The following is a 24,504-nucleotide window of genomic DNA, read 5'->3' as shown; positions in this document are numbered from 1 at the left end:
AATACCAAAATGAAATATATGCTCACGCGTCTTACCCCATGCGCAATGACGATTTTTATCTCCATGTTACTGGTAACCGTGCCCTGCAATGCAGCCCAGTCCCTTGATGCCCAAACCGCCAAAATCGTCTCCGGCATTGAAGCAAAATACGCCAACAAAAGCTTTATTGCCGACTTTGAACAGGCATCCCGTCTGACGGCCCTGGATGTGACTGAAATTGCCAAAGGCAGGGCCTGGTTCAGCCATCCGGGGAAAATGAAATGGGTATACGACAGTTCAGACAACCATGAAATCATCACCAATGGAAAAAATCTGTGGATTTACCGTCCCGAAGAAAACCAGGTGATGATCGGAGATGCCGCCCCGTTTTTCCAATCCGGCTCCGGCGGCGCCTTTCTGGCAGATATTCACAAAATCAGGAAAGAATTTACCGTTGAACCGGGCAAATCGGGAAAAAACTTTGCACAGCTTGTGCTGACGCCTAAAAAGGAAACCCCGGAGCTTGCAAAAATACGTATCACAGTAAATCTTCCAGGGTATGAAATTCCTGTGGTTGAAACTGAAAATATTTACGGAGATATCACCAAATTCATATTTACCAATATCCAGTTCAGTACCTTTGACGAACAGATATTTGAATTTACCCCCCTGCCGGGGACTGAAATTATCGAAATGGACTAACAGCCATGGGCTGCCTGGCCTATCTACACCCAGACTCAACCTACAACAAAACATCAAAGTAATTTAACTACGTATTGAAGTTTTAATATAAAATGACGACTAAAAATTCTACACTCCACCAGAAAATCCGGGACCTGGCCAAGGCAAAAAAGGCCATTATCCTGGCCCATAATTACCAGTCTGCCCCGATCCAAGACGTAGCGGATCTGTGCGGCGATTCCCTTGAGATGAGCATAAAGGCGGCTGCCACGGACGCGGACATTATTATTTGCTGCGGGGTCCGCTTTATGGCTGAAACCGCAGCCATCCTGTGCCCGGACAAAATAGTGCTGATGCCCAACCCCGAGGCCGGGTGTCCCATGGCAGACATGGTGACTCCCGAGGCGCTGGTCAGGCGCAAGGGCGACCTTGGCGGCATCCCTGTCATCACCTACGTCAACTCATCTGCCGCAGTAAAGGCGGTCTCAGATATCTGCTGCACCTCCGCCAATGTGATCAAGGTGGTGAACGCATTAAAAGAAAAAGAAGTACTCATGACACCGGACCGTAACCTGGCCCGGTATGCCGCGGCTAATACCGACAAAAAGATCCATTTATGGGACGGCTACTGTCCCTTTCACAACGATTTAAGTATTGAAGCGGTCAAGGCATCAAAAGCCGCCCACCCCAAAGCCCTGTTCGTGGTCCATCCGGAGTGCCGCCCCGATGTGCTTGAACTTGCCGACAGCATCCAGTCCACATCGGGAATGATCCGGTTTGCCGGTGAAAGCTCGGCAGACCAGTTCATCCTGGGCACAGAAATAGGCTTGATCCACGCCATTTCAAAGGCACTCCCTGAAAAAAAATTTTTTCCCGTATCAGATCAACTGGTATGCCCGGACATGAAAAAAACGCAATTGCAGGACATTTGGAACTGTCTTGAAAAAATGTCAGGAAGGGTGGTGGTCGAAGAAGCGATCCGTATCAAAGCCATGAATGCGGTTAAAACAATGATTAATATCAAATAGACAGCAGAGAAGCATGGCTATAATTATGGCATAGTTTTAAGTTTTGTCGCTATTGAATCAATCAGCAGATCCCATATATTCAGGCTGAATATTGCCAATATAAAGGCAAGTATCGCCAATATTATGAGCCAAATAAAATTACCTGTAACGCTCTGCCAAACACCATACCAGAAGCTTGGGCGCATAGACCCTTCATACTTTTCGAGCATGGCGGTTGCTTTGTCTTCTACCAATGCCTTGAATTTAGGTGAATCCTCAGGTTTGATTTGACCTTCTTTGAGGATATCATACTCAATACCAGCGCCGATTGATTTTATTATATCCTGTCGAGTAGCCTTGCTCATTTAGACGCATTGATTAATTTACTGATGTTGGGTGCCATGCGTTGCACAGCCCTATCAATAGCGGCTTGAAATTCCTCATCCTTATGAAGCTGCGAGTGGGAAACATCTTCATTTTGATATTTTGCGTCTTCTCTACGACCGTATGTGTTCCCAGATTTGGTATTGAGTGAAAACAGGCTTAATTGAGCAATCCTGCAACCTGGTTTTATTGTTACGGATTTACCTGAGTGATTAGTAATTGTAAGCGGCATATACCCTGTATAGCCAGGGTTCATAAATACTGGAATGATCTGAACGCCTAACCTCGTAATGCTACTCCTTGGAAAAACATAACCCATAGCATCGTAAGGTATGGTAAGCTTTTCAGCTATTCCTATATATACTGATTCTCCGTGTTCTAACGTGAGATCTAAAAATTCTGTTTGTACAACATCTTTTTCTGAGTCAATCTCAGATCCGAGTATATAATTTTCAAAATTATACTGATATTGTTTATTGCCTAGTGTCAGGTCAATGGAAGCAGGGTTTATCTTACTTGGAAAAGGATCTACAACAAAGCATCCTTCATTCCAAAGCCTTTTGATGTCATTATCACTTAATGCAGTCATAATATACCCCCTATTTTAACCAGTTCACCCTTATTGGGGCGTTATATACCGCATTATAGGCCAATGCAAGCAATTTCAAAACCGTTTTAAAGAGTTGGATTCCATCCAGACCATTCCTTTTCAAGAAGCCGTGCATATTCGCCACCGGCCAGGGCAAGCTGTTCATGGGTGCCTTGTTCAATGATCTGTCCATCCCTCAACACCAGTATGTGATCACACGATTTGACTGTTGAAAGGCGATGCGCAATAATAATGGACAGGCGACCTTTCATCAGTTTTTTCATGGCGGCATGGATTTTTACCTCGGATTGGGAATCCATATAAGAGGTTGCCTCATCAAAGATGATCAGATCCGGATTAAATGAAAAGGCCCGGGCAATGCAGACCAGTTGTTTCTCCCCCGAAGACAGAGGGCGGCCGCCATCCTGCAGCATGGTGTCAAGTCCTGAATATTTATCGAAAAGAAAAGCGCAATCGGCATTTTTCAGAGCGCTTTCAAGACCTTGATCATCCTGGCGGATGTCACCATCCAGAGGGCGTGCAATATTCTCCCGCACCGTTCCTGAAAACAGGATGGGATCCTGCATGACCAGGGCAGTGTGATGCCGGATGCCGGCAATATCCATGTGCACATAGTCCTGACCGTTAATGAGGATGCGTCCACCGGTGGGGCTGTAAAACCCGGCCGTGAGATTGATGATGGTACTTTTTCCTGCACCGGTCTGACCCACAATGCCCATGGCCCGGCCCTTCTCAAGACTGAAACTGATATTTTTCAATACCGGAACACCGGGTGTGTATGAAAATGCCACGTTTTCAAATACCAGATGCCGGATACCGCCGGGATCCGGCCCCTTGAACGTCGTATCCTGTCGGATTTCGGGTGTGTTCAATACCGTAATTATCCTTTCGGCTGAGGCCAAGGCATTCTGCAATAGATTAAATTTCTCGGACAACTCCCTTAAGGGCCTGAAGAACAATTTCATATAGGTCAAAAACGCCGCAAGCTCACCAATGGTCAAGACCTGACGCTGCACCATAAAAGAGCCGTTCCAGATAATGACAGCCACGGCTAAGGTACCCATGAGCCCCACGACAGGCATGAACACGGAAAACACCCGGATGTGGGCCATGGCTGCCCTGAAGTGAGCCAGGTTCAGACGCTTGAACTCATGGATAAAATGCAGGCCGGCCATACAGGTCTGGATGGCCCGGATACCGGTAATGGCTTCGGAAAAACGGTGATTGATCTCGGCATTTTTCTGCCGCAACACACGAAACACCCTGCGCAGGATACCCGAAAAATAAACCACGCCCACAAAGACCACGGGAACAATCAGGCTTAAATAAAAGGCAAGGCGGCGATTGGTTAAAAACAGGATGACAAATACGCCGGTCATGAGCAGAAGATCCCTGAAAATAAAAACAAGAACGCTTGTAAACATTTCGTTCATATTTTCAATATCCCCAGCTACCCGGGCCACAAGTCTTCCCGAGGAATTTTTATCAAAATAGGCCACGGGCAGGTCCGTCATATGGTCAAACAGGCGGCACCGAAGATTGAGCATAATTTTCTGGCCCGTGTACTCCATGAACATGGCCTGGCTGAAATCCAGGACAAACCCCGCCAGGATCACCACGCCAAACCAGATGCAAAAAACGGAAAACTGCTCGATTTCAAGACCCATGATATGAAGTCCCGGGGTACCGGAAACGAGGATGAAGCCATCAATGGCCTGCTGGATGAGCCAGGGCTGAAACAGTTCAAACCCCGTGACCATGAACACCAGAACCGTTGTTAAAGCAAGCATCCAGGCATAGGGCCGAACGTAAGGGATCAATGCTTTAAACAGGGTCGGATTCGCCAGACTGACCTTTTTCTCCTCGTCGGAAAAGACGTGGGACTGGTTCATAGCCGGTCTCCTAATGGCTCACCCTCTGACTGCTGGACATTAAAGGATGTACGGTAAAAGGCATTGGATGCCTTTAGCTGCTCATGGGTGCCCTGGTCCGCAATTCTGCCGTTGTCCATGACATAAATCCGGTCACAGTCGGCAAGGGCCGAAAGCCTGTGGGAGACCATGATCATGACGGCATCTCGATTCATCCGGTTGATGCCCCGGATCACCCGGTCTGCGGTGCGGGTATCCAGCTGGCTGACCGGATCATCCAGAAGGATCACGGATTTAGGGGACACCAGGGTTCGGGCCAGGGTCACCCGCTGCTTCTGCCCGCCGGACAATGTCACCCCCCGTTCCCCAACCAGAGTGGCAAGACCGTCGGGCATCTGATCAACGGTTTCTTCCAGGGCGCAGATTTTAATGACCTGGTCCAGAATGCCACGGTCGTTACTGTCGGAAACGCTCTTCCCCATAAGGATATTATCTTCCAGCGTCCCTGAAAACAAAAACGGTTCCTGGGCCATGAAGCTGATATGGCGCCTCAGAAATTGAGGATCAAAGGTTTTCAAATCTTTCCCGTCCAGGCAAACCCGGCCGCTTGTTGGGTCATACAGGCGCGAGATCAATGAAAGCAGGGTAGTTTTCCCGCAACCCGGCGGACCGGTGATGCCGATCCTGGCCCCGGCCGGGATATTCATGGAAATACCGGAAAGCGCGTTCATCTTTTTATCATAGGAAAAACACACCTTTTCAAACCGGATATTGCCCTTCACAATGTCCGGCATCACCGTACCTTCAGGGAAAGTGATTTGGGACCGGGTGTTCAAAAGAACATTTATTCGTTTCAGGGATGCCATTCCCCGCTGGATCAGATTGGTCATCCACCCGATGGCAATCACCGGCCAGGCAAGAATCCCCAAGTATTGAATAAAGGCCACAAACTCTCCGGGACTTAATCGGTTTTCCATGACCAGGGTCCCGCCGTAAAAAACAATGATCAGGGTGGATATATTAAAAAAAAGTCCCAGTAAAGGATGCAGCAGGGCATTGATATAGGCCCGTTTCAAATTCTTTCTAAAATAGTCCCGTGCGTGGTTTTCCGTCTTTTTCCGGACCTGGGGCTCAAAGTTGAACACCTTGATCACCCGGATACCGAAAAAACTTTCCCGGATCTGTTCGGTGAGTTCGGAAAAAGCCTCCTGGGCTGTGTTGTGATACTTATGCATCCTGTTGCCCAGATTTTTTGTAACCAGAACCAGAAAAGGAAGGGGGATCAGACACAGGGCCGCAAGCTTGGGGCTTGTCCAGACCATGATGCCGATGCAGGCACTGCCGAGAAGCAGGGTGTCCACCAAGGCGATGATGCCGAAACCAAATGCCATACGCACATGAACAATGTCCGACGTGGCATGGGCCATGATGTCCCCGACCCGGGTTTTGTCATAATAGGCCGTGTCCAGGCTGAGCATATGGGTGTACAGTTCATCCCGAATGCCCCGCTCAAGATCCCAGGCCGAGCCCATTAAAAGCATGCGCCACCCGGAACGGAGCAGGGCCATGATAAGCCCGGCCCCCACAATCACGGCGCATTGCGTTAAAAGGACATGACGGTCAAAATCTGCATCCGCCAAAATGTCAACAGCCCTGCTGATAACCTGGGGAACCACAAGCTGAAGCAGATCCACCACAATTATACAGAAGACACCCGCAGCGATCTTTCTTAAGTTTTTTTTGAAATAGTAAAGGATCAACTTCAACTTTTGACTCCGGTCAATGGGCTGCGGCAGCAAACCGATTCACATGTTTGTAAAAAATAAGCATCCGGAAAAGAGTTTCAATATTGTAAAAACCAGACAGGCCCCAGTGATGTACGGTTAGGTTTTTGCAACGTAACTCCGATAGCATTTACCCTCTACCATTATACGACCCTGAAGCGCAACATGAGCCTGCCTCTTTTGCCGAATCTATAGGTTTCACCAAATTCATCGTTAAGCTTTTTGTGCTGACACCTATTTTAATGGTATTTACTCTAACTGATAGGCTGGCAATTATGATATGATGATGGTCGCAATCACATACGGATGACCCCTTGAATATTCCAAATTAGGGAGTAAAACCATGGAAAGCATTGACCTTGTCCAAAAATTACCCACACGTCTTGACGCATTCCGCCGCCTGCACAGACATACGCTTGACCATCGTGAACAATTCTGGGCTGCAATAGCAGAACAGCTGCAATGGCAGACGCCTTTTTCTTATGTGGTCAAGGAGGATTTTTCTATTCCCCTGGCATCCTGGTTCTGGGACGGACAGATCAATGCCGCCCAAAACGCACTTCACAGAATAATTGAAAAAGGGAAGGGAGACGCACGGGCCCTGGTCTTTTATCAAAAATCCGGCGATGCCTACACCCTGACCTTCAATGAACTTAAAGACAAGGTACTCAGATTGGCAGCGGCTTTTCACCGGGCCGGCCTGACTCAGGGGGACTGCATCGCCTTAAACCTGCCAAACTGTCCTGAATTTGTCATCAGCGCCCTGGCAGCCGCCTATCTTGGGATCACCTACCTGCCCATAGGGTGCCATCTGCCCTCTTCCATTGTGGCAGAGGATATTACCGCATCAAGGGCAAAACTTGTCATCATGGCAAACAGCGACGCTTACGAAGAAAAAAAGAGCCATGCCCGGACGGTCCGTGCCCTGCTTGAAGATCTCTCCATACTCATTTCAGGTGAAACGATTGAAGGTATCCCAACGCTTGAAGAATACATGGCTAAGGCAGATCCTTCCGGACTGGAGCCGGCTTGTCCCGAGGCGAATCATCCCCTGTTTACTGTTTATGAAAACCGCCTGGCCGGTAAACATGTGGGGTCTGTTTTCCCAACCGGCGGATTCCTGGTCCAGGCCCACGCCTCCTTTGACGATATTTTCAATAAAGCCCTTGATCAGGACAAACCCCAAATGATCGTCAACACGCTGGATATCTACAAAGCCCCTGCCCAGGCATACGGCCTGTGGGGACCTTTGACCAATGGCACAGGTATTATCCTCATTGATGAGGATCTCCGGGTGAATACCATTGAAGATATTCTCAATGAGCAACCCAATCCGGCGCTGCTGTGCCCTCCGACGTTGATTTCAGAAGTTAGGGAACAACTGGGTCAGGGGCAGCTGAACACATCCAAACGGTTTTCCGTCATTGCCTCTTGTGGAAACGCCCTCCCCCCCCGGCTGGTTAAATATGCAGACAGTATACTGGTAAAGGGTCCGGAACGGGTGGTAAACCTCTGGGTGCAGAGCAAAAGCGGTATCGCACTGCTCAATTCATACCCGACCCCGGAACTGAATCGGCCCGGCACCCTCGGATTTGGTGCTTTAGGGGTGGAACCCATAATTATAAACGATTTTGGAGAGCCCTGTAAAACAAACATCAGCGGCAACCTGGTTTTTTCGCAGTCATGGCCGGCTATGCCAATGGCCACCCCGGGCACAACCGAACATTTTAAAAAGACCTATTTTTCAAAATTCAAAGGCTATTTCTTCACCTACGACGGGGTAAGAAGCGATAAAGACGGTTTTTTCTGGTTCATGGGACGGCTTGATGACAGCATTAAGGTCAAAGGACAGAGCCTGGGCGCATCCTTGATCGAAGGTGTGCTTACCTCCCATCCCCTGGTTGAAGAAGCGGCTATTATCAGCACCCAGAACAAATCCGGTGAGGATATTGTAATCTTCGTGGTGCCCCGTAATAAGATTCAGGATGAACAAAAATGTGTTGACCAGATAAAAGATTATATTACGGATAAAATCGGGCGTTTTGCCGTACCGAAAAAAATCATCATCACGGACCAGCTGCCAAAGACCGCCACAGGAAAACTGTTCCGGTCTGTTTTGCGCCGCATTGCAGCCGGGGAGGAACCCCTTGACTGACATGCCATCCCAGGGGCCATTAATGGACTCAAAAAAATGATTGACGATAAATAAAAGGGACCTAAAAAGTGAATGCCAACCTTCGTAATAAAATAATTGAAGCAGTGGCTGAAATCGGAAAAATCAATGTTTCCATGTCCGCCTTTGAAAGAGATTTGACCGTGACCAGTGAAGCATGGTTAGCTGATCTTTCAGAACAGATAAAACAAGGTATGGAAACTTTGGATGCCAGGATCATGCAAAGTGATCTTTCAGCCGTCATCGAGGTCCTGATTAAATCCCCCCCTTCCCCCGGAATCAATACCATTGTGGGCAACGCCCTGTCCATGATGCTGGAAATGGAACGTGCCGGTCAGAAAAAATCCCCCGCGATACGACGTCTTCTCGGTCCTTCCCTGGCCCAGGAAGCGCAACAGGGAGATATACGATTTCTTCTACTGAATCCGGGTACTGTTTCCACCCGGATTGCCGTATACCAGGGTCTGGAACAGGTGCACCGTTTTGAAATACATCTCCTTCCCGATGAGGATGACAGCATAGACCACAGGATAAAAGCTGTGGCCGCCCATCTGGACCGCGCCGGAATCCCCCTTGGCTCCTTTGACGGCATTGCCTGCCAGGGAGGATTTCTCAAACCCATTCCGTCCGGAACCTACCGGGTGGTCCCGGAAATGGTCAGGGACCTTGTGGAGGCGCCGTTGAGGTCCCATGCCAGCAATATGGGTATTCCCATGGGTATGGAGCTGGCCCGGATGGCAGGCAGTCAAAAGGACCTGCTTTTGACGACCACAGATCCCTTTGTCTGTGATGAACTGGATCTGGTGGACCGGGTTACAGGATTTGTAAAAATCAAGCGCAACGGTGCCGGAGCACATTATTTAAGTCACAAGGCGGTATGGCGGATTGTGGCCTCTTTGATGAATCAGGCACCGGAACATGTGAACGCCGTCACCGCCCATTTAGGCGGGGGCACCTCCCTTGCCGCGCATCGACGGGGACAAGTCACCATGCTCATAGACGCCTATTCCGGTCTGCCGTCAACAAGCCGAAGCGGTGCCATCGACATAGACCGGGTTGTCAAATCCATCAAATCCAAGGAGCTCTCCATCCGGGACCTTGAACAGATCCTGGACAGCCGGGGCGGTCTTCTCTCCCTTGTGGGCACCAATGATTTCTATGCCATGATCGGATTCCTGCGCCAGGGGGCCACCCCGGTACAGCGCAAAAAAATAGAACTGGTTCAAAACTTTATGGCAAGAAAAATTGCCGGCGGCATGCTCAAGCTTACTGCCGACGGGGCAGATGTGAGGGTAATGGCAATCACCGGCGGACTTGCCTCAAATCCGGACATGATGCACCGGGTCAAGCAGAATATCGCAGGGCGCTACCCCGTGGTGGTCATGCCCGGTTACTTTGAACATGACGCCCTGGCTGCCGGACAGATCCGGGGATATTATGCCCCTGAGTCTCTCAAAGATTACGAAACCGAACGGGATGCCCTTAAAAAAAGAAGGCATGATGAAGACACATTGATTGACACCCCCGTATTCAAACGCGAAATCAGGTTCAAGAAAAAAGGCGCGCCATTGACCACCCTGGACGATATCATTGATGCGGCATACCTGACAGTCGAAGCAAATTATGCCCCAACCATCGCCATTGTGGGCGCCAGCAACGAAGAGGCAATCCAGGCGGCTAAAAAGGCCAATGAAGAAGGCCAGTTCCGCATCTCCAAATTTGTTCTCCTTGGTGATTTCCAGGAGATCAGCCAGATGGCCTATGAATACGACCTTGTCATTGACAATGACAACTACACCATCATTGATACCGAAACACCCGTAGAAGAAGCTGTCAGCCTTTTGGACCAGGGCAAAGTTGATATCCTGATGAAAGGGAGCATCCATACAGAAGATCTTCTCAGGGGGGTTTTTAAATACCTAAAATCCAGTGGTCTACTCCAAAAAGGCCAGGTCATGAGCCACACGGCCATTGTGGACATCCCCACCCGGAACAAATTGCTGGCATTTTCAGACGGTGCGTTAAACACTTACCCTGACGAACAAAAACGTATGGCCATCCTTGAGAATGCATTAAAAGTGGTGCATAACCTGAATATCAAGGTACCCAAGGTGGCAGTTATTTCTGCCGTTGAAAACGTAAACCGCAGCGTGGACAGCTCCATGGAGGCAGAACGTATTGCGGCCCGTTTTGCAGACAGGGACGACTGCATTGTGGAAGGCCCCTTATCTTTGGATGTGGCCATGGATGTTGGCATTGCCGAAGAGAAGCATTACACGGGCCGGATTCGGGGCAACGCCGATGTGCTGATCCTGCCGGATATTGATTCGGGCAATATTTTGTGGAAAACCCTGACGACTCAGTCCGGGGCAGCCCTTGCCGGGGTTATTCTGTGTGGTGATATGCCCCTGATTCTGACATCAAGGGGGGATTCCATACGGTCAAAACTGGCGTCACTGTCCCTTGCCGTAAAATTTTACTTTGATCTTAAAAACCAGAGCAGGGAGTCGTCTTAAGATTACAGATGAAACCTTGTAGAAAATGCCAGCACGAAATTTCCCATATCCCCCAGCTTTTTTTGAACTAATAAGATTCTAACAATTTGCTGCTATTCTCAAATTTAAGTAGCCGTACAGAATTCAACCGATCCGACTATGAGATGGTTTAAAAATATGTATTTAACGGTCCAAACACAGAACGTTACTTCAATGCGTTCAGATAGCAAAACAAGAAACGGAGGGTGCCTTTCAATTATGGATGGGCACAAGGCAGTTTGATACATCTCAATACAGTAAAAAATTTGAGGTTGCGATATCTTTTCGGGCTCAGCGCCATTGCACTTCTGGCTACCGCCTCATATATCACCATGTATACGGTCGTATCCAAACAACGCGACTTTGCAAAACTGATTAATCTTGCCAGCCACCAATCCGGATTGACTAATAGGATAGCTTATTTTTCAAGTTTAATGGCATCCACTTCAGATCAGTCGGAATTCGATCTGGCCCGTTCCCAAGTGGGAAGAACCATTCATAAAATGAAATCTGCCCATGATGATCTGCGAAACGGAAATCCACATAAAAAAATTCCCATGGTCACCAATATGAACCTGATGACCATATATGACGATCCCATGGTTGGGCTAGAAATGGCTCTGACCCGGTTTCTGGAGCACGCTCAGCAGATCTATGACTCGGATATCCAGACATTGAACATTGATTCTGCTGCATACATTTTTCTGACAACCTACGGCCCTCATGCTTTAGAACCGCTTCTTGATGCAGCTGTTGAAGAATATGAAAATATTAGTCATGCTGCGATTTTAAAAATTGAAAAATTTGAGATGATTATCTGGCTCACGGTCATGACAGCCCTTCTCATTGAACTGATGTTTATATTCAGGCCCTTTGAATTACAAATGAGAAAAACGCTCCAATCCCTTGAATCCTCAATAAATCAGCTGACGAAAACCCAAACGCGCCTTTTAACCGCCCAGAAACTTGCCATTGTTGGTGACTGGGAATTGAATCTAAAAACCGGAAAATTGACATGGTCGGATCAGGTCTACGACATATGCGGTGTTTCCCAAGAAAATTTTGTTGTTACCCGAAAATCATCCATGGAGGTTGTTCATCCAGAAGACCAGGCGGTTATAAAACAGGCGTTTCACACCCTTCGTAACTCTGATGAACCCGTGAACATGGAATACCGTATACTTAGGCCCGATGGCCAGGAGAGAGTGGTATTTCAGCATATCGCCATTTTAAATAAGACCGGAAACGAGGTTGAAACAATCGTCGGCACGATCCAAGACATTACCGAGCGGAAAAATTCAGAAAACAAAATAAAAAGAATGGCATTGTATGATTCTTTAACCGGCCTTGCCAACAGACGCCTTATCAAAGACCGCCTGGCCCATGCCATTACAACATCAAGACGGACCAAAAACTATGGTGCAATACTGATGCTGGATCTGGATAACTTCAAAAGTCTGAATGACACAAGGGGGCATAATGTGGGCGATGCCCTGTTGGTGGAGGTTGCCCGAAGACTGCTTGGTTGCGTCCGTGAAACAGACACCGTGGGAAGGCTTGGCGGCGATGAATTTGTGGTTGTCCTCGAATTGCTCGGTTCGGATGAGGCAACGGGGGCCCAGAAGACCATGCAGATCGCAGAAAAAATAAGGCTTGCACTGGGCCAGGCATATATACTCGGCCGAGAAGAGCATACCCACCATTGCTCTGCGTCAATCGGTATGACCCTTTTTAAAGATGCCGATTCAAATGACAGCGATGTGCTGAAAAGAGCTGATGTTGCCATGTATGAGGCCAAGGATCTGGGGCGCAATCGATGCTGCTTCTACAATGAATCACGTCAGGCACTTGTCAATTCCCAGACGGAGATGGCCCATGCACTGAAACGGGCGATTGACAACCAGGAATTTTCACTTTACCTTCAGCCTCAATTTCTAAACAACGGTAGTCTATGTTCGGCTGAAGCACTGATCCGCTGGTTGCCTCATGAGGGGGGAATGATATCCCCCGGATCCTTCATCCCCATTGCAGAAAACACCGGATTAATTATCCCCATAGGCGAATGGGTTCTGGAAAGGGCCTGTCAATATCTGAAAGAATTAGATAGGTATCGCCGGCCGTTCATGTTTTCGATCGCTGTAAACATCAGTGCGAGACAATTTATGGATGACAAGTTTATGGATAAAGTTATGGCCATCATCAATAGAACCGGTGTTGATCCGGGACACCTTAGATTTGAATTAACAGAAACATGCCTTGTCCAGGATATTGACCGGGCCAAGGTTATATTAAATCAACTGTGTGATATCGGGCTCAAAATAGAACTCGATGATTTCGGAACCGGGTATTCCTCCTTGAATTCAGTCAATAATTTCCCACTTTCAGCTTTGAAATTAGATCGTTCTCTTATCAGCGGGATTGAAAAAAAGAAATCTAAAAAAGCCATTGTCAAGGCGGCACTGGCCATGGCCAAGGCCATGGGCATGAGCACCATTGCAGAGGGCGTTGAAACAAAAGGACAGATTGAATTTCTCATAAAAGAAGGCTGTGATATGTTCCAGGGATTTTACTATGCTCGCCCCATGCCTTTTAAGGAATTTACCGCATATCTGTCAAAAAACTATCTTCAAGCCAATCTACCTGCGGAAAATGCTAAAACTCGATGATCCAGTTTTTAAAAATTGACATGGAACGTATCTACCAGTTATTATCCCCATGTTAACAGAATGCTTTATATTTTAATGATGGGGAGGATTGATAATTTCCCCAAGGTTTTAGATTCATGTGTTTTTTGGAATCATTTGACTTTACAAAATGCTCTTTTAAAAATACCGAGATCTGCTTGAAATGGGATTCTGGGTCATCACTGTGAATGATTTGTTCGACAAAGGATAAGATGCTGTCAACTTTGACGATATCACATAGGCTGCCAACAGTTTTTGCGGGCAGTTTGTTATTTATCGAGGCCACTTGGTCCGGATGAAGGAGGAGACAATGATCAACCAACAGGCTCAGGGTCAAACTTCTGTAAGACCCATCTTTACCAGGTTGTTTGGTCAAATTTCCCCACCCTTCATTACCCTTGTGGTCTTGAATAAAAACCTCTACTAACCATCTGAGTGTAAAAGCATCTATTATATCAGCATATCGCCAGGTCAGGTCCGAAGCGACAAGGTACCGATAGTCCTCTTCTCCAGTGTATTTTATTGCAATGACAAATCGTTTTTTTCTATGGGCACACACATGTATTCTGGCACTTTTAATAAGTACAACAACCCCTTTGCCTCCGCGTATATGTATGGTTTTTTGAATCGGTTGAATATTTTCAAAATATTTTTCCACTGATTTTTTACTGTTTTTGAATGAAATATTTTGATTGTACCTTATTTGACTAATGACTTGAGCGCTTCCTGCAATTTTTGAAGCCTCATCCATGAACTCAGCATTACCATACAAGGCATCTGCAACAATTGCTTCTATTTTTATTTCAGGGTGTTGCTGTACAAAGGTTTTTAAAAGAGCTATAGAAATACTTGAAATAGTTGGATATTCATCTGATCGCATCGGCTTTTTCGGGCGTTCTGATTTTGGAACTCCAGCCTTTTTAACCTTTTATCCTCCTTGACCCATTCGCTGATTTTTGGATCAGGAACATGAAAGCCATAGCCTATTGGAATGGTTATTTTCGGTGTTATCAATACCAAAAATACCAAGCCTTGACCCATGCAAAAACCGCCTGTTGATTTGTCTTTTATTTTGTTGGACGCCAAAAATTTTTGTTGTGCATTTACTGCGCTTTTTATCGGAATCATCAATACTGACAACGCCTTTGGTGATACCATATACTTTGAAAATAATTTTGAGACTGAAGTGGAACAGATGCTCCCAAGCAATTTTAGAATGGCGAAACATCCAGGAAAGTGCTGTTTTTTTATACCGTCCTATGCTGATACGGGAAAAAGCAGTCCAATTGATGCTGTTGGTTAAAATGATTCCAGTGATGCAGAAACCCAGCCAGAATTTTTGTGATTTACTTAAGGTCATCCCAGGGGAAGACTCTGTTAACTCAGTATTCAGTGACTCGGTATAATTTTCAACAAACGGCAACAGCTTCTCTATTAACACATCCGCCTCATTTATTATTTGCAGAAATGAAGCATATATCGCAATGGAACCCTTGTATTCAAGTAAAACTTATTTTATTCTGCTCAGTGGAGGCTGGCCAACCGATGGGTGAGATATCAGCTGGAATAGTTGGTATTATACCATCGACTTGACCAGCCTTTACATTTCCCAATATTGTGACATTGTCTAATCCCAAAAAACTGGATCATCGAGTAAAATAGTTCATCTGGATTCCCTCGGATAGCCCGCCTACATAGTATCTGCTGATTTTCTCCTATATGAAGAAGATAGCCTTGACCCCCTTTTAAGACCTTCATTAAAAAATCATGGTAAAAAAAGACTTGTTAGGGGTTTAGAGCGTTTTTTAAGGCAATTTCTGATCAGCGTCAATTATAATTCCCGCCGAACGACAATTAAAATTCCCGAAATTTAAAGAATCAAAAAAATGGTAAAAGCATCCAAATTTTACTGAAGGAGTGATTTGGATGGTAACAAACCAACAAGTGAGGAGGTTGTTCAAGTTGATTCAATCTGAGAAGGATTTCGGGATCGCAGCAATGAAAGCAGGTATGGATGAGAAGACGGCTCGAAAGTACCGTGAAATTGGTAAATTACCAAGCGAGCTTCAACAGGAGCACGACTGGCGTACACGTAAAGATCCGTTTGAAGAGGCATGGGATAGTATCAAAGAAATGTTATCAATAAATCCGGGGTTGGAAGCCAAAACCATTTTTGAGGATATGCAGCGCAAACAGCCCGGCCGATTTGCCGATGGTCAATTAAGGACCCTGCAGCGACGGATCAAGCATTGGCGCGCCACAGAAGGTCCCGGCAAAGAAATATTCTTTGCACAAATACATAAACCAGGCGAACTATGCCAGTCTGACTTCACGCATATGGATAAGCTGGATGTCACCATAGGCGGCGTTCCCTTTGATCACATGATCTATCATTTTGTTTTAACCTTTTCTAACTGGGAAACCGGGAGCATATGTTTTTCTGAAAGTTTTGAAAGCCTGAGCCATGGCCTGCAAAATGCCTTATGGAACTTGGGCGGTGTTCCCCATCGTCACCGTACAGATTGTTTGGCGACGGCTGTTAACAAGGAGACCCATCCGGAAGAGTTCACCCGCAGGTATCAGGATCTTATGGACCATTACGGTCTGACACCTTGCAAAACGAACCCATCCAGTCCCAATGAAAATGGTGATGTGGAGCAGCGCAATTATCGATTTAAAAAGGCTGTTGACCAGTCCCTTCTGTTAAAAGGCCACCGGAATTTTAAAGACCGGGAGGAATATGAGTGTTTTCTGTCCAAACTGTTTTGCCAACTGAATGCCGGGCGAAAAGACCGCCTATCAAAAGAACTTGAAATTTTGCATCGGCTACCCAAAACCCGAATCGACTCATGTAAAAAACTGGATCTCAAAGTCGGTCCCGGCTGTACCATACGAGTTAATCACAACGTATACTCAGTGAACAGCAGGCTTATAGGAGAAAAAATACAGGTCCGCCTTTACATGGAATACCTGGAAATCTGGTACGGGCAAAAAAAGGTCGATACCTTGCCGCGGTTACGGGGGGAAGGGAAGTACAAAGTCAATTACCGGCATATCATTGACAGTTTGGTCAGAAAACCGGGGGCGTTTGAAAATTATCGATATCGTAATGACATGTTCCCCACCAGCCGTTTTCGGATCGCGTATGATTACTTAAAAGAGCGCTATACCGTTCAAAGCGCTGCGTCAAGATATCTGAAGATTCTATACCTTGCCGCAAAAGACAGTGAAGTGGCTGTAGACAATGCCTTGACGATTTTAATTAATGAAGGCCATGAGATCAGCAAAGATGCGGTCCAGCGGCTTATGAAATCTAATGCCCCTGTTGCCGGGCCGGATGATATCCATATCCCGGCCATTGATTTAAGCAGTTATGACCAACTTCTCAAAATGGTGGAGGCATGATGAGCGACAGAGACCAGATTGTAAACCATCTTAAAAGTCTGCACATGCCGACCATGCGCCGCAGCTATGAAGAAATGGCAGATCAGGCCCGGGCTGAGTCATGGGGGTATGAGCACTATCTTTTGCAGTTGCTGAATCTTGAATGTGAAGGGCGCTGGCAAAACCGGATAGCACGGAACCTGAGGGCATCCAGGCTGCCACCCTCGAAAACCTTTGAGAATTTTGATAAAAAGCGTCTTCCCATAAAGGTCGCTAATCATTTGAATGTACTGATCGACGGCTCTTTTTTAAATCAATCTGAAAACATTTTGGCCTTTGGAAATCCTGGAAGCGGGAAAACCCATCTGTTATGTGCCATTGGTCATGAATTGATTGCACAAGGAAAACAGGTCCTTTTCATCCCATGCAGCCATCTTGTCCAGGATCTGCTGATCGCCAAAAGGGAACTTGAGTTGACAAAAAAGCTCAAAAGTCTTTCCAGATTTGATGCCGTGATTATCGATGATATCGGATATGTCCAGCAAAGCCGGGAAGAGATGGAAGTTCTGTTCACCTTCCTGGCAGATCGGTATGAACAAGGCAGCCTGATGATCACCAGCAATCTTCCCTTTTCTAAATGGGAACAGATTTTTAAGGACCCTATGACAACTGCTGCGGCTATTGACAGGCTTGTTCACCACAGCATTATCTTCGAATTGAATGTTGAAAGCTATCGTATGGAGCAGGCCAAAAAGGAGGCAGAATCATGTTAGTGCATGAAATGAATACTCCGTATACCCGGGAAGAGATCGTAGAAATTGTCAAAATGATACGGCTACATTTATACAATAATGGGCTTCATTGTGGTGCCCGTGTTATCAGGGAGGACATGGAAGATGAGAATGTCCAGCCATTACCTTCTTTAAGCACTATTGGGCGTATCTTGTCACGCCATGGCTTAACACATGGCAGAACCGGATTTTATAACAATCCCGTTTAAAAATAGGCGGATAATAAATAGTCATTTTTTTTATGCGAAAATCACCTGTATTTTTTGTAAAGCGTAATACATTTATCTATGGTTCTTTCATAGCAGAGCTTTCGGGTGTTTTTCAAAGGAGACTGTATGCGTGGCGGATATAGAGGAAAACCAAAACCCAAATTGCCGACACATCTAAAGCGGGTTCCTGTAAATGCACGAATCCAGCAGTGGATGCTTGATGAACTCAAAAGAAGAGGTGAGGTTGGGATAGTTTTGGAATATATACTGATTGAAGCGGGTTTTAAGTACCAACCAGAAAAATGAAGAAAGGCCCAATGCCTCCGGCGGCCCTACGGAGTATTTGTTTCGCGCTAGGGCGCGAGGATTTTACGCATTAAAGACAAAAACATGGGGGAAGGACAGCATACAGTAAAGTGCATACTGCCCCCCATGTCTTCGTCACCAGTCACGGCGCTCGGGGTGCTTCCCAGCAGTTGCCCTATCCTCCGGGCTGGGGTGGGGGATATTATCAATGTTACAAAAAATAGCAAGGGAATAATGGAAAACAAATACAAAATAAACAGGTTATAAAGAATGGGGAACGGGAATTTTAATTGTCGTTGAGGGAAAAAAATAATTGTCGTTGATCAGCAATTTCATCGTATTTTAGCCGCAATCCACCCATCTCGATGAACTGCAGGTAGTCAGATCGCTGAATAAGGGTGATCTAAATCAGCCCAGTAAGCCGAGTCTCATCAGGCTTTCTTCACTGATTTTTTCATCATTATAGAGCTGAAGAAATTTTTTCAGGTTATACGCGGTCTGACATAAAAGAGACCAAATACGGTTTCCATCGCTTCCCTGATAAAGGCTGCAGCCAAAACCGCGAATATTTTTTGAAATTGCGATAAAGCCTTCCGTTGCAGAACGGGCTTTTTGACAAAAGTCCCGCTTCTCTTTGCCAACATCCTGGCTTTTGCCAAGAAAGATGTGTGGACAGCCTTTGGGGATTACCTGATTTAACCGGCTGCGGTAACCTTGATCCCCGATAGCATGTTCAGGAACACCTTTCATTCTTTTTTCAAACAATTGAGCTGTCCCGGGCCATAGGGTTTTATCATTAGGCTTTCCGATAAAATTTTCCATTGTAATCATAAAACCCTGTCGGTTGAACGAAAGTTGAAGTGTACTTCCAAATTCACAGCTTGGATGTTTTTTGCCTTTTTTAATCGGGCGGGAGTCCGGTTCATCAAAGGAGACAATCCGATTTGGAATATGTCTTTCGCCCCCAAGTTTTAGTGCATTCTGATCTTGGAATAACATCAGGAGAGCCAAAAGCTGCTGAGCTTTTTTTCTGTCTTGATCAGGACCCTCAAGGCTTTTCACTATTGTTTTAAACTTCCGCAATCCAGCGGAAAATATCAAGAGAGCATCGAAAAATAAATCTTCAATTTCAGTCTTTTTTCGATTCAAATTATATTCGCGCCGTAGCTGCCTGAGCTCCTTCCTGTCCCACCAGATAGGAATATAATACTGTCGAGCAAACTGCTCCATTTTTCTAAAGGCTTTGAAAATCAATCCGACATCTGTTGGATAAATGATGTTATCGGGCAGTACAGTGGAATCAATCAACATGCTGTCTGTATCAATTACTTTGGCAACTCTCAATATATTAAAAATGATTGATTCCACGGTCTCTATCCCCTTAATATCAAAACGTTTTCGCAATTTGCTCAGGTTGCTGTGATGCATGAATGTGAATAAATTTTCATCTGGGACATTGCAAAAATATTGAATATACCGATTTTCTTTGATCTGGCTAACAATCGCCCGATTACTGAGCAACCGGAGCTTTGCGGCAATAAAAACAGCTATAATTGTTCGGATTGGAGTTCCTGTCCGTCCCGTTTTGTCACTATAATAGTGTACCAGTTTGTCTGTAATTTTTTGCCAAGGGATAATCTTACGTAAAATAACGAATGTGTTGGTTGGATCATGAATATTGTCTTTTATCCATTCTTCACTGAGAGCCTCAGAGTTTTTTTTCTATCATTTTCAATCCTTTATTTACAGCTTATTAACATAAGACCATTTTTTCAAATTTTTGTACAATAGAAGTAGGGTGACATTCAATAGTTTCTATAAAGCCAACAAAATAGAAAATCAGCAGATACTACATATACTTGAGAGAAAGTGCCTCAAAGTTCTCCTCCCGAACGCTTTTTAATTCCGACCAGATCCGTTTGGCCAGGCCAGGGTGTTCAGTATAGAATTGACGGCTGAATATCAGATAGTTGGGCTTGGTGTTTATGGCAGGAAAGATTTTAACAATATCTTTCAATGCTGGATTGCTTTTGATGATAGGATCGGCCGTAACATCCTGGGCTGCAACCGCACGCACATTGCCGGCTTTGAGTTTTATCAGGTTCTGCAAAGTTGTCTGAGCCGTGTCGTCCACCTCAAAGCCATCTCTTTTAAGATCCCTTATAATGGAGTACCCGGTAGGAATACCAATAGTACCCTTCAGCCCCCCTTGATAACCATCCAAGGTAGATGGATCGCCCTCAATGACATAGAAATAATAAGAGAGAAAAACAAGGCATCGAACGCCATCCGGTTCGCTATTATTAAAAGGATATACACCAATTTTCATCCTGGACACATTGAAACTGCCTGGAAATATGGCGTCTACCAAACCCTCTTTGAGCTCTTTTTGACATCTGTCCCAAGGAATTCTCCGAAAATTGATTGTAATTTCATGAATGTGCTCATCAACCTGCTTCAAAAGTTCAATGGCGATGCCCGGTTTTGCCGGCACCTCTTTGCCTTCCCCTAAATAAAACGGCGGTAAGGCGGTATCTTCGTATGCCATCGTCAACTTAAAAGGTTGAGCATATGCCGATGCAACGGTGATAAAAATAGCTATTAGATTGATATGTAGGATATATTTCATGAGCCTTTTTCCTTTTTTTACAGGCAGGAAAATTTTAATTCCAGTAAAAATATCTTTTTGCCGGACCACCTCATTCAGAGTGACAAGGACTTCGAGCATGCCCATGACGATTTGACGATTTCGTAGTCCTTGTCAAAAAGATATTTAAAGCTTAATTCACGCATGCTTGCCGAAAGGACACAAAGCATTGGACTTGAAAATGTTCGTGAAGCGCTTGAAAGTCTTTCCATGGACCGTAATCCAGTAAGGAAGGATGAACCGGATTATGACAAACTTACGTTTGGTCTGTAATAAAAAAACATCCAAGGAAGACGTAAACTGCCTGAATAGCCTATGTAAAGTTGTATAACTTGTTTTTTTTTGATGGTGATCCCACCGGGAATCGAACCCGGGTTTCCGGCGTGAGAGGCCAGCGTCCTAACCGCTAGACGATGGGACCACATAATCATTATATGCGGTGAATACTTATTATGATTGGATTTAAAAGTCAATCAAAATTAAAATTAAAGCATCTTACTTAGGCCGATAGGACATCCATGCTAAACACGTTTTTCTATGCTATTTACTATGAATCAAACTTTTTACGGGTACCCTTTTTAGCGCCCAGGGCAAAATAGAAAAGCCAGCCGATGACCGGAACAATGGCCACAAGGTGCCAAACAAATTTTTCTTTTGACGTGGGGAAATCTTTTTTTAGCAGGTCGATCAAAGCAAGCATAGTCAATACAAAGGAGAGGCCGACAATGAGAAGAATGTACAAAAGAAGTTCATTGGGTGTCATTTAATTTTCCCCCGATATTTATAAACCAATTGATATTGGTCTCACGTTTTGTTGCAGGTCAAGCATTTGCCGTTATTTCAACTTATCTGAAATCTTAAGCAGTGCATCTACATAATAGTTGGAATGATTATACTGGAACAGGACTTGGTGCTGGCGCTGACGAGTGAGACCTGATTTCCAGCCATGGTGTTTTAAATAGTTGGCTACGGAAAAAATGGCGTCCTCATGGTCAAACAAATCCACCCGCCCGTCGGTATTACCGTCCTTTGCCAGCGAGAGCGCGTTGGAGGGCATAAATTGAGGAATACCCATGGCTCCGGCGTAAGACCCTTTAATGGCAACAGGGTCGATTCCTTCACGATTGGCATAGCTGATCAGAGCCTTAAGCTCCTCATATCCCCATCTGCTTTTCTGATCCACCTTTTTATTAAAAGTGGATCGCTCGGGTCTTTTATTATTTGATATAGCCCGCCAGACCCTCTCGGCAAGCGCCTTATCCGCAAGCGCTGCCATAGTGGCCAGGGTGTTTAGCACTGCACGATTGCCAAGGTATGTACCCAAGCGTGTTTCCACCAAAAGGATGGCTGTAATGATGGTTTTGTCTACTGTAAATTCTTCCTGGGCTTTATTAAGAATCTCTTTATGAGTCTCCATATACATTTGGGCATCGGCTATAGATTTCGGAGAAGAAAACTGATCATAGTTGAGACTGGATTCCGAATGGATAAAAAATAAAGAGACACCCCCTGGATCAAAGCAAACCGTTTTATTACCGAACAAGGCTTTGGTCTTTTCCTGATCAAACCCATCCTGGACAAGCCGCTGGGTAAGAAATTCAAATTCATTGGCATCACCGGCACTGTCCGCTACATCAGCCTGCCGGGCATAACAAAAATTAACAGAAAAACAGATGATCAGCGCCACAATAACTTTCAGGATGAGTTTGGGGGATGGGTCGGAATTTTTCATATTTGCGGTATCTGCTCCTGTGCTATGATAGTTTGAGGCAGGATATTTTTTCCTGTTCCAGGTCCTGTTTTGCTAACGTTTATATAACGCATTTTGTTTTTGATTGCATCAAAAAAGTGCCGATTTCAAGATGCTTCACAGACGGAGAAATATAGCAAAAAAACGGGCTCGGGAAACAACCAAGGCTTCCCGAACCCGTTTGTCAGGCTACCCCCCAACAAAAGGCTGTTTTTTTAAATATCAAAATACAGATAGAATTCATGGGGATGCGGACGGCTGATAACCGGTTTAACTTCGTTTTCCATTTTATAGTCAACCCAGTGGTCAATAACGTCCTTGGTGAAAACATCGCCCTTGAGCAGGAATTCATGATCTGCTTTAAGGGATTCCAGGGCTTCTTCAAGGCAACCCGGTGCGGACGGAATAGTAGCCAGTTCTTCAGGCGGCAGATCATAGATGTTTTTATCCATGGGATCTCCGGGATCAATTTTGTTCTGGATGCCGTCAATCATGGCCATGGCAATGGCAGAAAAGGCCATGTAACCGTTGGCGCTGGGATCGGGAGTACGGAACTCAAGACGTTTTGCCTTGGGTGATCCGGAGTACATGGGCAGACGAATAGCGGCGGAACGGTTCCGGCTGGAGTAAGCCATTTTGATGGGTGCTTCAAAACCGGGGACCAGACGTTTGTAGGAATTGGTTGTGGGGTTGGTGATAGCACACAGGGCTTTGCAATGCTTCATGATGCCGCCGATGGACCACAGGGCATTATCGGACAGGCCGGCATATTTGTTGCCTGCAAAGGTGGGCTCTCCACCTTTCCAGAAACTCATGTGGGTATGCATGCCGGTACCGTTGTCACCGAAAAGGGGTTTGGGCATAAAGGTCACGCAATGTCCGTGTTTTGCAGCCACATTTTTCAGTACATATTTGAACCAGGCAAGCTTGTCACCCATATTCAGCAGGGAGTCAAACCGAAGGTCAATCTCAGACTGTCCGGCGGTAGCAACTTCGTGATGCTGGCATTCCATGTCAATGCCCAGATCCTGCAGGGTCAGCATCATTTCAGTTCTAATGTCCTGATAGGTGTCCATGGGCGGCAGGGGGAAGTAGCCGTGCTTGGGTCTGATTTTGTAGCCAAGGTTAGGCTCGGAACCGTCACCGGTGTTCCAGTATGCTTCCCGGGAATCAATTTCAAAAAAGGAAGCATGGGGCTCAGAAGAGTAACGGATGTTGGAGAAGATAAAGAACTCGGGCTCAGGGCCTACAAAGATGGTGTCGCCGATGCCGGTGCTCTTGATGTAGCTTTCCGTTCTTTTGGCAATACCGCGGGGATCTCTGGAGTAGGCTTCACCGGTGATAGGATCATGAATATTGCCGATAACAACCAGGGTCGGAACTTCAAAAAACGGATCAATTTTTGCCGTACCTGCTTCAGGGATTACGTTCATATCGGAGTTATCAATGTTCTGCCATGCTCTCATAGAAGAACCGTCAAAACCAAATCCATCTTCAAAGGAAGCTTCTGTCAGTTCTGACACAGGCACACTAAAGTGTTGCCAGGTGCCGATGAAGTCCATGTAGCGGATATCAACGACTTTAACATCGTTTTCTTTAGCCATTGCCAATACATCTTTTGGTGTCATTTTTTTACCTTTCTATCTATATAAAGTTATTATGGGGGGTACCCCTGTTTTTGGGTTTGAAATAATGGGGCGCAAAAGTACC

General features: G+C 45.8%; 19 protein-coding genes, 1 tRNA gene and 1 pseudogene. 8 read left to right on the top strand and 13 right to left on the bottom strand.

Features of this window, described 5'->3' with window-relative positions; genetic code table 11:
- Positions 1 to 9: 9 nt before the first annotated feature.
- Together DESPODRAFT_RS02420 and nadA are read left to right on the top strand one after the other, a co-directional pair.
- Positions 10 to 681, top strand: a complete 672-nt coding sequence (locus DESPODRAFT_RS02420; RefSeq protein WP_004071095.1) for a LolA family protein — start codon at positions 10 to 12, stop codon at positions 679 to 681.
- A 92-nt stretch (positions 682 to 773) separates the two neighbouring features.
- Positions 774 to 1,688, top strand: a complete 915-nt coding sequence (gene nadA / locus DESPODRAFT_RS02415; protein ID WP_004071094.1) for a quinolinate synthase NadA — start codon at positions 774 to 776, stop codon at positions 1,686 to 1,688.
- A gap of 23 nt (positions 1,689 to 1,711) precedes the next feature.
- On the opposite strand, the gene DESPODRAFT_RS02410 is transcribed toward nadA, so the two are convergent.
- The 4 genes from DESPODRAFT_RS02410 to DESPODRAFT_RS02395 all read right to left on the bottom strand — a co-directional run bounded on the left by DESPODRAFT_RS02410 (position 1,712) and on the right by DESPODRAFT_RS02395 (position 6,298).
- The gene (locus DESPODRAFT_RS02410; protein ID WP_004071093.1) at positions 1,712 to 2,032 is read right to left on the bottom strand and encodes a hypothetical protein; all 321 of its coding nucleotides are present in this window, start codon (positions 2,030 to 2,032) and stop codon (positions 1,712 to 1,714) included.
- A complete protein-coding gene (dcd, locus tag DESPODRAFT_RS02405) occupies positions 2,029 to 2,640 on the bottom strand; it encodes a dCTP deaminase (protein WP_004071092.1) in 612 nt (203 codons plus the stop codon). The genes DESPODRAFT_RS02410 and dcd overlap by 4 nt, the downstream gene beginning before the upstream one ends.
- An 86-nt stretch (positions 2,641 to 2,726) precedes the next feature.
- Positions 2,727 to 4,553 carry an ABC transporter ATP-binding protein gene (locus DESPODRAFT_RS02400; protein ID WP_004071091.1) on the bottom strand — a complete coding sequence of 609 codons (1,827 nt, stop codon included), beginning with the start codon at positions 4,551 to 4,553 and terminating at the stop codon, positions 2,727 to 2,729.
- Entirely contained in the window at positions 4,550 to 6,298 is a 1,749-nt protein-coding gene (locus DESPODRAFT_RS02395; protein ID WP_004071090.1) for an ABC transporter ATP-binding protein, read from the bottom strand. The genes DESPODRAFT_RS02400 and DESPODRAFT_RS02395 overlap by 4 nt, the downstream gene beginning before the upstream one ends.
- A 361-nt stretch (positions 6,299 to 6,659) precedes the next feature.
- Here DESPODRAFT_RS02395 and DESPODRAFT_RS02390 point away from each other — a divergent pair, with 361 nt between their 5' ends.
- From DESPODRAFT_RS02390 to DESPODRAFT_RS02380, 3 genes are all read left to right on the top strand, one after another.
- Positions 6,660 to 8,471 carry an AMP-binding protein gene (locus DESPODRAFT_RS02390; protein ID WP_004071089.1) on the top strand — a complete coding sequence of 604 codons (1,812 nt, stop codon included), beginning with the start codon at positions 6,660 to 6,662 and terminating at the stop codon, positions 8,469 to 8,471.
- A gap of 68 nt (positions 8,472 to 8,539) precedes the next feature.
- A complete protein-coding gene (locus tag DESPODRAFT_RS02385) occupies positions 8,540 to 11,005 on the top strand; it encodes a phosphate acyltransferase (protein ID WP_004071088.1) in 2,466 nt (821 codons plus the stop codon).
- 284 nt (positions 11,006 to 11,289) lie between these two features.
- Entirely contained in the window at positions 11,290 to 13,689 is a 2,400-nt protein-coding gene (locus tag DESPODRAFT_RS02380; protein WP_245531996.1) for a putative bifunctional diguanylate cyclase/phosphodiesterase, read from the top strand.
- A 52-nt stretch (positions 13,690 to 13,741) separates the two neighbouring features.
- Here DESPODRAFT_RS02380 and DESPODRAFT_RS20860 read toward each other — a convergent pair whose 3' ends face one another.
- On the bottom strand, positions 13,742 to 14,587 hold the full coding sequence (locus DESPODRAFT_RS20860) for a hypothetical protein (protein ID WP_004070694.1): 846 nt from the start codon (positions 14,585 to 14,587) through the stop codon (positions 13,742 to 13,744).
- 81 nt (positions 14,588 to 14,668) lie between these two features.
- Positions 14,669 to 15,148: a hypothetical protein gene (locus DESPODRAFT_RS20855; RefSeq protein ID WP_004071086.1), complete on the bottom strand. Its 480-nt coding sequence runs from the start codon at positions 15,146 to 15,148 to the stop codon at positions 14,669 to 14,671.
- A 524-nt stretch (positions 15,149 to 15,672) separates the two neighbouring features.
- On the opposite strand from DESPODRAFT_RS20855, the gene istA reads away from it, so the two are divergent.
- The 3 genes from istA to DESPODRAFT_RS02355 all read left to right on the top strand — a co-directional run bounded on the left by istA (position 15,673) and on the right by DESPODRAFT_RS02355 (position 18,397).
- Positions 15,673 to 17,112, top strand: a complete 1,440-nt coding sequence (gene istA / locus DESPODRAFT_RS02370; RefSeq protein WP_083843614.1) for an IS21 family transposase — start codon at positions 15,673 to 15,675, stop codon at positions 17,110 to 17,112.
- Positions 17,109 to 17,864, top strand: a complete 756-nt coding sequence (istB, locus tag DESPODRAFT_RS02365; protein WP_040015801.1) for an IS21-like element helper ATPase IstB — start codon at positions 17,109 to 17,111, stop codon at positions 17,862 to 17,864. Before istA ends, istB begins: the two co-directional genes overlap by 4 nt.
- Positions 17,865 to 18,217: 353 nt before the next feature.
- Positions 18,218 to 18,397, top strand: a complete 180-nt coding sequence (locus DESPODRAFT_RS02355) for a hypothetical protein (protein WP_004071059.1) — start codon at positions 18,218 to 18,220, stop codon at positions 18,395 to 18,397.
- Positions 18,398 to 18,805: 408 nt separating this feature from the next.
- On the opposite strand, the gene DESPODRAFT_RS02350 is transcribed toward DESPODRAFT_RS02355, so the two are convergent.
- The 7 genes and pseudogenes from DESPODRAFT_RS02350 to glnA all read right to left on the bottom strand — a co-directional run bounded on the left by DESPODRAFT_RS02350 (position 18,806) and on the right by glnA (position 24,422).
- Positions 18,806 to 19,765 carry a hypothetical protein gene (locus DESPODRAFT_RS02350; protein WP_245531939.1) on the bottom strand — a complete coding sequence of 320 codons (960 nt, stop codon included), beginning with the start codon at positions 19,763 to 19,765 and terminating at the stop codon, positions 18,806 to 18,808.
- 36 nt (positions 19,766 to 19,801) lie between these two features.
- A pseudogene (locus DESPODRAFT_RS21830) lies at positions 19,802 to 20,074 on the bottom strand (transposase); the annotation flags it as partial.
- A gap of 172 nt (positions 20,075 to 20,246) precedes the next feature.
- The gene (locus tag DESPODRAFT_RS02345) at positions 20,247 to 21,026 is read right to left on the bottom strand and encodes a substrate-binding periplasmic protein (RefSeq protein ID WP_172635715.1); all 780 of its coding nucleotides are present in this window, start codon (positions 21,024 to 21,026) and stop codon (positions 20,247 to 20,249) included.
- Positions 21,027 to 21,390: 364 nt separating this feature from the next.
- Positions 21,391 to 21,465 (bottom strand) — tRNA-Glu (locus DESPODRAFT_RS02340).
- Between the two features lie 126 nt (positions 21,466 to 21,591).
- The gene (locus tag DESPODRAFT_RS02335; RefSeq protein ID WP_004071083.1) at positions 21,592 to 21,807 is read right to left on the bottom strand and encodes a PLDc N-terminal domain-containing protein; all 216 of its coding nucleotides are present in this window, start codon (positions 21,805 to 21,807) and stop codon (positions 21,592 to 21,594) included.
- A 72-nt stretch (positions 21,808 to 21,879) separates the two neighbouring features.
- Complete coding sequence (locus tag DESPODRAFT_RS02330; RefSeq protein ID WP_004071082.1) at positions 21,880 to 22,776, bottom strand: lytic murein transglycosylase; 897 nt, start codon at positions 22,774 to 22,776, stop codon at positions 21,880 to 21,882.
- A gap of 233 nt (positions 22,777 to 23,009) precedes the next feature.
- Complete coding sequence (gene glnA, locus DESPODRAFT_RS02325; protein WP_004071081.1) at positions 23,010 to 24,422, bottom strand: type I glutamate--ammonia ligase; 1,413 nt, start codon at positions 24,420 to 24,422, stop codon at positions 23,010 to 23,012.
- Between the last annotated feature and the right edge of the window lie 82 nt (positions 24,423 to 24,504).

Origin of the sequence: Desulfobacter postgatei 2ac9 (assembly GCF_000233695.2) — a bacterium.
Lineage (GTDB): Bacteria > Desulfobacterota > Desulfobacteria > Desulfobacterales > Desulfobacteraceae > Desulfobacter > Desulfobacter postgatei.
The sequence above is the reverse complement of the archived record's forward strand: the minus strand, read 5'-3'. Positions and strand labels throughout refer to the sequence as shown.